General features: G+C 68.8%; 10 protein-coding genes. 7 read left to right on the top strand and 3 right to left on the bottom strand.

Annotation, left to right across the window (positions count from 1 at the left end; all coding sequences use genetic code 11):
• Nucleotides 1-28 precede the first annotated feature (28 nt).
• A complete protein-coding gene (locus ACN20X_RS02740) occupies nucleotides 29-712 on the top strand; it encodes a histidine phosphatase family protein (protein ID WP_074923343.1) in 684 nt (227 codons plus the stop codon).
• 119 nt (nucleotides 713-831) lie between these two features.
• Complete coding sequence (locus ACN20X_RS02735) at nucleotides 832-1,806, top strand: Bug family tripartite tricarboxylate transporter substrate binding protein (protein WP_473210267.1); 975 nt, start codon at nucleotides 832-834, stop codon at nucleotides 1,804-1,806.
• Nucleotides 1,807-2,150: 344 nt separating this feature from the next.
• Here the strand turns inward: ACN20X_RS02735 and ACN20X_RS02730 are convergent, their stop codons facing one another.
• Both ACN20X_RS02730 and ACN20X_RS02725 read right to left on the bottom strand, forming a co-directional pair.
• On the bottom strand, nucleotides 2,151-3,011 hold the full coding sequence (locus ACN20X_RS02730; RefSeq protein WP_473210266.1) for a creatininase family protein: 861 nt from the start codon (nucleotides 3,009-3,011) through the stop codon (nucleotides 2,151-2,153).
• A 29-nt stretch (nucleotides 3,012-3,040) separates the two neighbouring features.
• Nucleotides 3,041-4,018, bottom strand: coding sequence for a Bug family tripartite tricarboxylate transporter substrate binding protein (locus ACN20X_RS02725; protein WP_016449278.1), 978 nt, complete (start codon nucleotides 4,016-4,018; stop codon nucleotides 3,041-3,043).
• Between the two features lie 215 nt (nucleotides 4,019-4,233).
• Between ACN20X_RS02725 and ACN20X_RS02720 the strand changes: the two genes are divergently transcribed.
• The 4 genes from ACN20X_RS02720 to ACN20X_RS02705 all read left to right on the top strand — a co-directional run bounded on the left by ACN20X_RS02720 (nucleotide 4,234) and on the right by ACN20X_RS02705 (nucleotide 9,233).
• On the top strand, nucleotides 4,234-6,504 hold the full coding sequence (locus ACN20X_RS02720; protein WP_016449277.1) for a protein-disulfide reductase DsbD family protein: 2,271 nt from the start codon (nucleotides 4,234-4,236) through the stop codon (nucleotides 6,502-6,504).
• A 191-nt stretch (nucleotides 6,505-6,695) separates the two neighbouring features.
• The gene (locus ACN20X_RS02715) at nucleotides 6,696-7,229 is read left to right on the top strand and encodes a hypothetical protein (RefSeq protein ID WP_016449276.1); all 534 of its coding nucleotides are present in this window, start codon (nucleotides 6,696-6,698) and stop codon (nucleotides 7,227-7,229) included.
• A 236-nt stretch (nucleotides 7,230-7,465) separates the two neighbouring features.
• Entirely contained in the window at nucleotides 7,466-8,737 is a 1,272-nt protein-coding gene (gene nhaA / locus ACN20X_RS02710; RefSeq protein WP_473210265.1) for a Na+/H+ antiporter NhaA, read from the top strand.
• A 28-nt stretch (nucleotides 8,738-8,765) separates the two neighbouring features.
• On the top strand, nucleotides 8,766-9,233 hold the full coding sequence (locus tag ACN20X_RS02705; RefSeq protein WP_016454716.1) for a CoA-binding protein: 468 nt from the start codon (nucleotides 8,766-8,768) through the stop codon (nucleotides 9,231-9,233).
• Between the two features lie 254 nt (nucleotides 9,234-9,487).
• Here the strand turns inward: ACN20X_RS02705 and ACN20X_RS02700 are convergent, their stop codons facing one another.
• Nucleotides 9,488-10,321, bottom strand: a complete 834-nt coding sequence (locus ACN20X_RS02700) for a GNAT family N-acetyltransferase (RefSeq protein ID WP_034368458.1) — start codon at nucleotides 10,319-10,321, stop codon at nucleotides 9,488-9,490.
• Nucleotides 10,322-10,628: 307 nt separating this feature from the next.
• On the opposite strand from ACN20X_RS02700, the gene ACN20X_RS02695 reads away from it, so the two are divergent.
• Nucleotides 10,629-12,461 carry a methyl-accepting chemotaxis protein gene (locus ACN20X_RS02695; protein WP_017406066.1) on the top strand — a complete coding sequence of 611 codons (1,833 nt, stop codon included), beginning with the start codon at nucleotides 10,629-10,631 and terminating at the stop codon, nucleotides 12,459-12,461.
• Nucleotides 12,462-12,481: the final 20 nt, after the last annotated feature.

Here is a 12,481-nt window from a genome sequence, read left to right as displayed (position 1 = left end):
GGCGCCAGCGCTGGCCACAATCCGCGCCATGGGAACCCTCTATCTTGTGCGCCATGGCCAGGCCTCGTTTGGTGCCGAAGACTACGACCAGCTCAGCGAACGCGGCCAGGCGCAATCGCAAAGATTGGGTGCCTACTGGCGAGAGCGCGGCCTGCGCTTCGACGCGGTCTACACGGGCACGCTGCGCCGCCATGCGCAGACGCTGGCCGGCATCGCCGAAGGCCTGGGCAGCCTGCCTGCCGAGCAGCACCGCACCCAGGCGCTTGCGGGCCTCGATGAATACGACAGCGGCGCGCTGCTGCAGGCCATCCACCCAGCGCCCCTGCCCAAGCCCGACACACCCGAGCTGTACCGCCACCACTTCCGGCTGCTGTGCGATGCCCTGGCCCAGTGGATGGCCGGCACCATCAGCCCCAAGGGCATGCCCAGCTGGGACGACTTCTCCGACGGCGTGCGCCAGGTGCTGGAGCGTGTGCGGCATGAACATGCCGACGAAAACGTGCTGCTGGTCAGCAGCGGCGGCCCCATCTCCACCGCCGTGGGCCATGTGCTGGGCACCTCGCCGGAGGTCACCATTGCGCTGAACATGCGCATCCGCAACAGCGCCGTGACCGAGTTCACCACCAGCCCCAAGCGCCTGATGCTGCAGACCTTCAACACGCTCAACCACCTGGACACGGACGAGCACCGCAGCTGGATCACGCACGCCTGATCCAGCCCCGGCCAGGCTGCCACACGGCTATTGCGCCAGGGCATAGCAGCCAGAACACGGGCGATCTGGGCCGGCCTGCGCTTTTGCGCCACACTGGCCGGCCAGGAGACAAAAGACCCATGAACAAACGCCGCTTCACGCGCAGCGCCCTGGCCTGCGCGGCCCTGCTGCTGGCCGCCATCACCAGCCAGGCACAGCCCCTGTCGAACAAGCCCATCCGCATCGTCGTGCCCTTTGGCGCAGGCGGCGTGGCCGACGTCACCTCGCGCGTCGTTGCGCAAAAGCTGGCCTCGCAGCTGGGCCAGCCCGTCATCATCGACAACAAGCCCAGCGCGGGCGGCATCGTCGCAGCCGACACCGTGGCCAAATCCGCACCTGACGGACACACGCTGTTCCTCATGTCCAACGGCAGCGCCGTCACCGTGGGGCTGTTCAATCAACTGCCTTTCGACATGGTCAAGGACTTCACGCCGATTTCCACCCTGGGCTACTTCGACATCGGCGTGCTCACCGCAAGCGACTCGCGCTTCAGGAACCTGGGCGAGCTGGTGGCCTGGGCCAAGGCCCACCCCGGCAAGCTCAACATCGGCAGCATCGCCATCGGCAGCACCCAGCACCTGGCGGCCGAACTGTTCAAGACCACGGCCGGCATCGACGCCCAGATCGTGCCCTTCAACGGCACTCCCGCCGTGATCACGGCCCTGCGGGGCAGGCAGATCGACGCGGCCGTGGAAATCCTCACGCCCATCATGGGCCAGATCAACTCCAAGGCCGTCAACCTGCTGGCCATCACCGGCGACAAGCGCTCGGCCCTGCTGCCCGGCGTGCCCACGGCCCAGGAGTCAGGCGTCAAGGGCTTCGTCGCCTCTTCCTGGAACGCCCTGGCCGCCCCCGCCAAGACCCCTCCGGAAATCATCGCCCGCCTGAACAAGGAAATCGCCGCCGCCGTGAACTCCCCCGAAGTCACGCAGAAGCTGCGCGAAATGAACGTCCAAGCCCAATCCAGCACGCCCGAGCACACCGCGCAATTGCTGCAATCGGAAATCAAACGCTGGGGCGACGTGATCGTCCAGGCCAAGATCCCGAAACAGTAAAAAAGGCCGAGCGCAGCGAAGGCCCGCAACAACTCCCCGTATGTCAGCGCCTGCGTCGTGGCGGTTGCGGGGTTGCAGTCCTGCCGAAGGACAGGACTGCTTCGTCATCTGACTCGCCGTGATGTTTGAACGTAGCGCGCAGCGCGAAGAGAGTTTCACGGCGAACCCCGCAACCGTCACGGCGCAGGTGGCCCCGCAGCGCAGCGAAGGGGTCGCGGACATTTGGGCGCATTTCTTTGCCTACTTTCTTGCTGCGCCGCAAGAAAGTAGGTCGGCCGCCGGGCCGAGACCCGGCCTCGAAAAACCACCTTCCGGCAGGGTCCAAAAACGAACCCGCAACAAACCTACAACGGCTCCGGCGCCCGCCCCACCGTATCTGGGGCCAGTGCATGCATCTCCGAGAGCAACTGCACCAGCCCTCTAGCCGACGCCTGCACCATGGCTGCACCACGCTCGGCCGCAGCCCCGGCTGCATTGCCAACGGCGCCGCAAACGTTGTAATCCTCGATCGCCCAGCCCATCTTGGCGCTTCGCCCATTGCCCAGCAAGGCATGCCGCTGCGCCCGATCCTCCGAAGTGGAATGAAAGTCCCGCGCATGCTCCATGCGCACGGTCTCCGGCGCCAGGTGCAGCATCATCGATGTCTCCACCTCGCCGCCATGGATGCCGAAGCGGTGCTCATGCGCGCTGAACTGCGCATTGGCCGCATCGTCCACCAGGCCGAACCAGCTGCTGCTGTAGACCAGCAGGCCGTGGCGCATGCGCAGCTCGCGCGCCACGATGTCCATCACGCTGACCTGTCCGCCATGGCCGTTGAGCAGCAGCAGCCGGTGCACGCCGGCCCGCGCCACGCAGGCGCCCAGTTCGGTCCACAGCGCGATCACCGTGGCGGGCGACAGCGTCAGCGTGCCGGCAAACGATTGGTGCTCCACGCTGAAGCCGATGTTCTGCGGAGGAAGAAAGAGCACGGGCAGGTCGGCCGGCAGCAGCGGCAGGGCCGCATCGATCACGCCCTGCAGCAGGCGGGCATCGACGGACAGCGGCAGGTGCGGCCCATGCTGCTCCACGGCGGCCACGGGCAGCACCGCCACGGTTTCCGCGGCAAGCCCCGCCTGGGCCAGCGCGAAATCGCGCGCCGATACTTCGGCCCACCAGCGCGATGGCCAGGTACCGAGGGACGTGTGTGGAGGCGGGGAGCTTGGCATGGCCATGATCTTAGCCCCCGCCCCGCGTCTCATTCGACCTTGAAGTTGGATTCCCTGACGATGCGCTTCCAGCGCTCGTTGTCGGATTCGATCAGCCGCGCGAACTCCTCGGGCGTGCCCCGGCGCGGCACATAGCTGTAGCTGCGCAGCTTGGCCAGCACGTCGGGCATCTGCATGACCTTGTCCATCTGCTGCGCGAGCTGGGCCACGATGTCGCGGGGCGTGCCCTTTGGCGCCAGCAGGCCCGACCAGGAGCTGAAGCCCATGCCGTCCACGCCGGCCTCCTTGATGGTGGGCACCTGGGGAAAGACTTCGGCGCGCTGGGGCAGCAGCACGGCCAGGGCCTTGACCTTGCCCGTGCGGATCATCTCCACCGAGGTGAAGGAGTCGAACGAGAAATCCACCTCGCCCGCGACCACGGCCTGCATCTGCGGCGCCGTGCCCTTGTACTGGGCGTTGACGATGCCCGGCGCGCCAATCACCTTCTTGAACTGCTCGGTGATCAGCGAAATCATGCTGCTGCCCGAGGACACGCTCAGCGGCTTGCCCTGTTTGGCCATGTCAACCAGCTCCTGCAGGCTGTTCACGGGCAGGTCCTTGCGCGCAATGAGGACGAAGCCCACGTCGCACAGATGGCTGATGGGCTCGAAGCTGGCCAGCGCCTCGTAGCTGGTCTTGTAGAGCACCGGGCTCAGGGTCTGCGCGCCCGCCGTGTTCATCAGCAGGGTGTAGCCGTCGGGCGTGGCGCGGGCGGCCAGTTCCGTGCCGATGACGCCATTGGCACCGCCCTTGTTGTCCACCACGAAGGACTGGCCGGTCAGCTCCCCGAGCTTTTGCATGGCCAGCCGCGCCACCACGTCGGTGGTGCCACCGGCGGGAAAGGGCACGATCACGCGCACGGACTTGTCGGGATAGGCAGCGGCCGCGCGCGCGTGCTGCGGCAGCCCCCAGGCGGCGGCCGCTGCCGCGCCGGCGGCCAGGAATTGGCGGCGAGATGTCTCCTGCATGGCTTGTCTCCTTGTGTTGCTCTATCCCGGATGGGTGGCCGGCCCATGATGGGCAACGGACCTATCGCCTGTCCAATACCAAGCGCCTATGCAACGATATCTTTTGCCAATCGTCTTGCAACAACGCACAGAGGATTCCATGGCGCATGGCCGCTACCATCGCCGCCTGCAGCCAGGGGAACCAAAGATCCCGCCCCGGGCTCCCATAGTCCGCCATGCCACTCCAAACGCCTCCTCGCCACACCGCACCCCAGCGCCTCGCCTTCTGGCTTCTTGCCTTCCTTCTGGCCGCCTCCAGCCTGCTGGCCTTCCAGGCCGGCGCGCAGATCCGCCTGAAAACCGGCAGCGGGGCGGCAGCGACCGTGGACACGCCGCGCGTGCGCGCCGAACTCGTGGCCCAGGCGCCCGAAGGCGTACAGCCTGGCCAGACACTGTGGCTGGGCCTGCTGATCACCCACCAGCCCGAATGGCATACCTACTGGAAGAACGCCGGTGACTCCGGCCTGGCCACCGAGCTGAACTGGCAGCTGCCTGCGGGCCTGACGGCGGGCGAGATCCAGTGGCCCGTGCCCGAGGCGCTGCGCGTGGGCCCGCTGCTCAACTACGGCTATGAGGGCCAGGTGCTGCTGCCCGTGCCCGTGCAGGTGGCCGCCGACTTCAAGCCGCCCTCGTCCGGCATGCTGGACCTGCGCCTGCATGCGAACTGGCTGGTCTGCCGCGTGGAGTGCATTCCCGAGGAAGGCGATTTCCAGCTGCAGCTGCCCGTGCAGGGCAGCACGGCAGGCCAGGGTCAGGCCTTCACCCAGGCCTGGGCGCTCAAGCCCCAGGCACTGTCCGCGCCGGCCCAGGCCAAGGTGGTGCCGGCCAGCCAGCCAGCAGCAGAAGGCAGGACGCCCGCCGAGCGCGTGCAGCTGCGCATCGAGGGGCTGCCTGAATCCCTGCAGGGCCGCACGCTGGACTTCTATCCCGAATCCTCCGACACCTTCCACCACGCGGCCGAACTGGGCAAGGACTGGCAGCAGCATTGGGACGGCACAGCCTGGGTGGCCGAACTGCCGCTGTCCGACATGCGTGGCGACACTCCGGCCAAGCTGCCCGTGGTCCTGGCCCTGCCGCCCGCCGAGCGCGCCGCAGCGCTGGAGCAGGGCCAGCCCGTGGCCTGGCGCGCCGAGGCCCCGGTCGAGGGCCGCTGGACAGCTGCCGCCATGGCCAGCGTCTCGCCCGCACTGGCCGCTGCCCTGGCGGCCAACCAGGCCGCTGCGCCTGCCGCCAGCGCCACCAGCCTGTGGATGGCCTTGCTCGGTGGCTTGGTGGGTGGACTGATCCTCAACCTCATGCCCTGCGTCTTCCCGGTGCTGGCCATCAAGATCCTGGGCTTTGCACGCCATGGACAGGACCGCCGCGCCCAGCGCCTGGGCGGGCTGGCCTATACGGCGGGGGTGGTCCTGTCCTTCCTGGCCCTGGGCGGGCTGCTGCTGGCGCTGCGCGCGGCAGGCGAGCAGCTGGGCTGGGGCTTTCAGCTGCAGTCGCCGGCCATCGTGGCCCTGCTGGCAGCCCTGTTCACCCTGCTGGGCCTGAACCTGGCAGGCCTGTTCGAGTTCGGCTCCATGCTGCCCGGGCGTTGGGCTGCGGCGCATGCGCGCCACCCGGTGGCCGATGCCTTTCTGTCCGGCGTGCTGGCCGTGGCCATCGCCTCGCCCTGCACGGCGCCGTTCATGGGCGCCTCGCTGGGCTTTGCCATCGACATGCCGGCCCTGCAGGCGCTGACGGTGTTCGCCGCCCTGGGCCTGGGCATGGCCCTGCCCTATCTGCTGGCCAGCTTCGTTCCCGCCGTAGTGCGCTGGCTGCCACGCCCTGGCGCCTGGATGGACACTTTCCGCCGTGCCATGGCCTTTCCCATGTTCGCCACCGTGGTCTGGCTGGTCTGGGTGCTGGGGCACCAGAGCGGCATCGACGCCGCCACCGCGCTGCTGGCCCTGCTGCTGGCCTTCAGCGCCCTGGTCTGGACGCTGACGCTCAAGGGCCGCACGCGCGCCGTGCTGGCCACGCTGGCCGTGGTGCTGGGGGGCGCGCTGCTGGCCACCACCGCACCGCTGATCGCCACACCTGCCCAGGCGGAGGGCACGGGCATGGCGTCCGCTGCAGGCCAGCGCTGGCAGCCCTGGTCGGCCGCCCGCGTGGCCGAGCTGCAGGCGGCGGGCAAGCCCGTGTTCGTGGACTACACGGCCGCCTGGTGCGTGACCTGCCAGGTCAACAAGCGCACCACGCTCAACCATGAGGAGGTGCTGGCCGCCTTCGACAAGCACGGCGTGACCCTGCTGCGCGCCGACTGGACGCGGCGCGACCCGGCCATCACCGCCGCGCTGCAGCAGCTGGGCCGCAGCGGCGTGCCCGTCTATGTGCTGCATGCGCCGGGCAAGCCGCCGGTGGTGCTCAGCGAACTGCTGTCCAAGGGCGAGGTGCTGGGGGCGCTGGCCGCGCTTTGACGGCACCCCCTCCTGGGACAAACCCCGATTTTGGGTAGGTGCAAGACCTACATCTGTTGCAGTGCACGCCGTCCTAGACTGGATCCATCCGGGGAATACCGCAATCCGAACGCTAGGCGCCGCGGCTGCCGCCCGACTCCGGACCCGCCCGCGCGGCAACTGCCCGCCCTGCACGACACAGGAGGTGGGCCATGCATGCACTGATCACCCATTCGCACCCTTCGGGGGTGCACCATCGTTCACGCGGCAAGGGATTGCTGCTGGCGCTGGGACTGGCCAGCCTGGCTGTGGCGGGGATCGTCCTGCCCTTTGTGTGGGACCTGCTGGGCTTCGTCAACGGGTTGCCCAAGATGGAGTGGCTGCAGTCCATCCTGGCAGTCTCGCCGGTGTTCAGCTGGCTGATGATGTTCGCCTGGGGCCTGGCCGTTCCCGTGGCGCTGATCTATGCGCTCTACCACCCGCAGACCCATCCCTGGGCCAACGCCGCCATGGTGGCGGGCGCCATGCTGGTGGCCATCACCTGGTACGTGCACATGCCGGCCGCATCGCAATGCACGGCCATGTATCCGCAGACCGGCATGGCCTGCTCGGTGCTGCAATGGGGCTTCAGCATGAGCCTGGGCGTGGCTACGGCGGCCTATGTGTTCCTGGTCTTCATGATTGCGCTGTCCTCGCTGGGGCTGCTGGCCGAATGCGTCTCGCGCAATGAGCCGCCCAGGCCCTGAATCCGCAGGGTCTTGCGCAAGAGTCCCGGCCGCCGATTTTTTGCCGCCGGGCCGCCCCAAGGCAAAAAGCGGCCCCCTCGGGGGGCAGCGGACCTTGCGCAGCAAAGGGGGCGTGGGGGCTTCTTTTATAATGGCGGCTGGGTGTCCAGACCGCATGGGGCGGCAGGACAGGTGTTGATAGCGCAGGTCGGGCCGCCTGCGCACCGGGGCCGCAAGGCCCCTTTGCTGCTTTGCACATGAACACCTACACGACCCCGCGGCCGTCCGGCCCGCGCACGCCCCTTTTCCTGTCTTTCGCCGATCGCGTCGGCGCCTTCCTGTCCCGCTGGTCCCATGCCGAGGCTGCGGGCGGCATCGTGCTGCTGCTGGCAGCGGCCGCCGCCCTGGTCTGGGCGAACTCCGGCTGGGCCGGCTCTTATGAGGCGCTGTGGCACACGCCGCTGAGCGTGGGCCTGGGCCCGTGGCAGCTGTCGCAATCCCTGCATTTCTGGGTCAATGATGCGCTGATGAGCGTGTTCTTTCTCGTGGTCGGCATGGAGATACGCCGCGAGATGCATTCCGGCGCACTGGCCCAGCCGCGCCAGGCGCTGCTACCCGTGATGGCCGCGCTGGGCGGCGTGGTGGCGCCGGCCCTGATCTTCCTGGCCTTCAATGCCGCGCCGCCGCTGCGCAATGGCTGGGCCGTGCCCACGGCCACCGACATCGCCTTTGCCATGGGCGTGCTGGCCCTGCTGGGCCGGGGCCTGCCGCCCGCGCTGCGCGTGTTCCTGCTGGCGCTGGCCATCATCGACGACCTGGTGGCCGTGCTCATCATTGCGCTGTTCTATTCGGGCGGGCTGCAATGGAGCCAGCTGCTGGTGGCCGCCGCCGGCCTGGCCGGCGTGTTCCTGCTGCAGTCGCTGGGCGTGCGCCGCGCCTGGGCCTATGTGCTGCCGGGAGCCGTGCTCTGGTGGGGCATCTGGCAGACCGGCGCCCATCCCACGCTGGCCGGCGTGGTGCTGGGCCTGGTGACGCCCGTGCATGCGCTGGCCGGCCGCGAAAGCGCCGCGCCCGTGGAGCGCGTGCAGGCGGACCTGCATCCCTGGGTGGCCTTTGGCGTGATGCCGTTGTTTGCGCTGGCCAATGCCGGCGTGCCGCTGCAGGGGGCGGGCACCGCTGGCATCGATGCGGCGGGCACCTCGGCCGTGATGTGGGGCGTGGCCCTGGCCCTGGTGCTGGGCAAGCCGCTGGGCGTGCTGATCAGCTGCTGGCTGGCCGTGCGCCTGCGGCTGTGCGCGCTGCCGCCAGGCATGGGCTGGGGCGACACGCTGCTGGCAGGCCTGCTGGCAGGCATTGGCTTCACCATGGCCATCTTCATCGCCACGCTGGCCTTTGACAGCGAGGCCCTGCTCAATGCCGCCAAGCTGGGCGTGCTGTTGGCCTCGGCCACGGCCGCCGTGCTGGGGCTGGGCTGGGGGATGGTGCTGCGCCGGCGCCATGCTGCGGACGCGACAGCCCTGCCCGCCTGAACGGCAGGCGCTGCGTACACTGCGGCGCATGAGCGATACAGCAACAGACTCCCGCCTGCGCGACATCCTCGTGCAGTGCCGCACCCTGGCCGTGGTCGGCCTGTCGCCGCAGCCCGAGCGGCCCAGCCACCAGGCCTCGCAGTACATGCAGCGCCACGGCTACCGCATCGTTCCCGTGAACCCCGTGGTGGCACGCGAAGGCGGAAGCATCCTGGGCGAGCCCGTCCATGCCAGCCTGGCCGACGCTGCGGCCGCGCTGGCCGCACAGGGCCTGCGCATCGACATGGTCGATTGCTTCCGAAAGAGCGAGGACATCCCGCCGCTGGCCGCCGAGGCCGTTGCCGTCGGCGCGCGCTGCCTGTGGCTGCAATTGGGCGTGGTCAACGACAAGGCCCTGGAACTGGCCCGCGCTGCGGGCCTGTGGACCGTGCAGGACCGCTGCGTGAAGATCGAACACCAGCGCCTTCTGGCCGATGCCCCGCCCACTGCCCGGTAACTCAGGAATTGCCCATGAAAAAGGCCGCAGCCCCGAAAAGGCTGCGGCCTGCAATTGGCGTGGACCAAGGCCCGGTCAGTCCGGTGCAGGTTACCTGCCTCCGTCCGGGTGTCTGCTTCAGCCCACATCCAGCATCATGCACGGTCTTTGTGACAGCCCTGTGATGCACATCACGGTCCGGCCCATTGCACAAGAAGCCGGCTCCGCCCTCTCTTTCCGAAAATTCCCAATTTCCCCAAAACGCTGCGACGGCCTCAGCCGCGCCGCGTGAACAGGCGCAGGTAGCGCGAAGGCAGGTCCTGCATGCGCATCATGATGGGCAGGTCGGCCGTGTTGAAGTCGCTGTCCCAGGCCGGCGCGCCCAGCACCTTGGCCCCCGTGCGCAGGTAGCCCTGGATCAGCGCAGGCGGCTCCACGCTCATGCCGCTGGTGCTGATGGATGCCAGCTCCTCGGGCAGGGCCACGCGGGGACGCACCTGCAGCTCGGGCTCGGCCAGATGGGTCTGGCGCAGTTGCTGCCAGACGCGCGCCGGGCCCTCGCCATGGGCCAGCCCCGGGTACTGCATGGGGATGCTGGCGCAGCCGACCATGGCGTCGAGCCGGTTGCGCTGCATGAATTCGGCCAGCGCGCCCCACAGCGCCAGGATCACGCCGCCCTGGCGGTGCGATGCGTGCACGCAGCTGCGGCCCAGCTCCACCATGCGCGGGCGCCAGGCGGCGAGCGGGCCCAGGTCGAATTCCTGGTCGGAGTACAGGCCCCCGGCGCGCAGCGCCTGGGTGGGAGTGAGCAGGCGGTAGGTGCCGATGACCACGCCCTTGTCGGCATCGCAGACCATGAGGTGCTCGCAGAAGTCGTCGAAGGCATCGATGTCGTGCCCGGCCAGCGGCGTCTGCAGCACGGCGCCCATCTCGGCGGCGAACACCGCGTGGCGCAGGCGCTGCACCTGGCGCACCTCGTCGAGATGGCGGGCCCAGCGCACATCCAGCCGCAGCGGTTTGTCCGCGGCCTGGGGTGGCTGGAGAAGCGCGGAAAGCGGGGGCTTGGCGACGTCGATCGCCGCGTTGCGAAGGGTGTCCAGAACGTCCATATGCCCGCCTTCCTCGTCATGTTGGACGCAGTCGGTGACCTGCCTGTGCCACTCGGTTTGCCTGCGTGCCGCCATTGTGGAAAGCCGCCATGAAAGTCCCGCGACGGTTGCGTTACAGCAACATGTCACACCGCACTGCAATGGTGCACTGCAGCAAATGCCTCTATGACAGGTGCTGCGCGCAAGTTGGTGCACGCCACCACAGGGTTGGCATGTCGTCAAAAATGAAACAAATTGTGCGTTAATGACAGGGCCGCATGCCCGGCCATTGCGGCTTGCGGAGTCCTCAGTCTTCCCTTGCCGCGCCATGCTCCAGACCCTTCGCTCCAAGATCCTTGCCATCAGCACAGCCACCGTGGTCGGCGCCCTTGCCATCACGGGGGCTGCCACGTACCACATCGTTCGCGGCAGCACTTTCCAGACCATTGAACAGGACCTGGACGCCATCACCGCCGGCAACACCATGGCCATCGACCAGTGGGTGGCCTCCAAGGCACGCGCCGTCAGCGCCGCCGCCGCCGTGATCGAGCACGGCGACCCGCAGGGCTTTGCCGCCCACATGGGCCAGGCCAGCGGCTTTCCCATCACCACGGTGGGCTGGGAAGACAAGACCTACAAGTCCACCACCAGCACTCCGCCCGACTACGACCCCACGGCCCGCCCCTGGTACAAGAGCGCCGTGCAGGCCGGCAAGCTGGCCCTGACCAAGCCCTATGGCGACTCCACCACGGGCGTGCCCTATGTGGCCTTCGTGGCGCCCATGCTGCGCGGCGGCGCGCTGCAGGGCGTGATCAGCGGCGCCGTGCCGCTGGAGGGCGTGCGCGAGGTGGTCTCCGCCATCCGCCCCACGCCCGGCAGCCTGGGCTTCGTGGTCAGCCGTGACGGCCAGGTGCTGGCGCATGCCGATGCCAAGCTGCTGCTCAAGCCCACCTCCGACATCTCCGAGTTGCTGACGCCGGCCGCGCTGACCGCGCTGGCCAGCGCCACGGCGCCGCTGGAAGTGAACCTGGGCGGCAGCGCCAAGCTGCTAAAGGCCCGCCCGGTACAAGGCACGGACTGGCTGCTGGTGGTGGCGCTGGACAAGGCCGAGGCCACGACCGGCCTGCAAAGCGTGCTCAAGACGCTGGCCATCGCCATCGTGCTGCTGGCCTGCCTGGCCACGGCCGTGGCGGCGGCGCTGACGGCCCAGTCCTTCCGGCGCCTGTCCCAGGTGCGCGACGCCATGGACAAGATCGGCTCGGGCGGCGGCGACCTGACGCAGCGCCTGCCGGTGTCGGGCAATGACGAAGTGGCGCAGATCGCCTCGTCCTTCAACGGCTTCGTCGAGCAGATCGGCACCGTGCTCAAGGATGTGCGCAACGGCGTGGAGTCCATGAAGACCGCCACCGACGAGATCAAGCTGGGCAACCTGGACCTGTCCAACCGCACCGAATCCTCGGCCAGCAGCCTGCAGGAGACCTCGGCCTCGCTGTCGCAGCTGACGGCCAATGTGCGCCAGTCGGCCGAGGCGGCCGCCATGGCCACGCGCCTGGCCCAGTCGGCCAGCAGCTCGGCCACCAAGGGTGGCGACGTGGTGGGCAGCGCCGTGAGCACCATGGACGACATCTCCCGGGCCTCGTCCAAGATCGGCGAGATCATCGGCGTCATCGACGCCATCGCCTTCCAGACCAACATCCTGGCGCTCAATGCCGCCGTCGAGGCCGCCCGCGCCGGTGAGCAGGGCCGGGGCTTTGCCGTGGTGGCCTCGGAGGTGCGCAGCCTGGCCCACCGCAGCGCGGCGGCCGCCAAGGAGATCAAGACCCTGATCGACGCCTCCGGCGCCAGCGTGGCCATGGGCACGGAGCGCGTGCGCGCGGCCGGCCAGACCATGGGCGAGATCGTGGACGGCATCCAGCGCGTCTCCCAGATCATTGTCGAGATCAACGGCGCCATGACCGAGCAGAGCGTGGGCATCGGCCAGATCAACCAGGCCGTGGCCGACATGGACCGCGCCACGCAGCAGAACGCCGCGCTGGTGGAGGAGTCCACCGCCGCATCGTCCGTGCTCAACGAGCAGGCCCACCACCTGTCGCGCACGGTGGCCGGCTTCACGCTGGAAGGGCGTGCGCCTGCCCGGGACCAGTTGCTGCTCACGCACTGAGCCTTGACCAAGCGCCACTG

It is taken from the genome of Delftia sp. PX-1 (assembly GCF_055797465.1).
The sequence above is the reverse complement of the archived record's forward strand: the minus strand, read 5'-3'. Positions and strand labels throughout refer to the sequence as shown.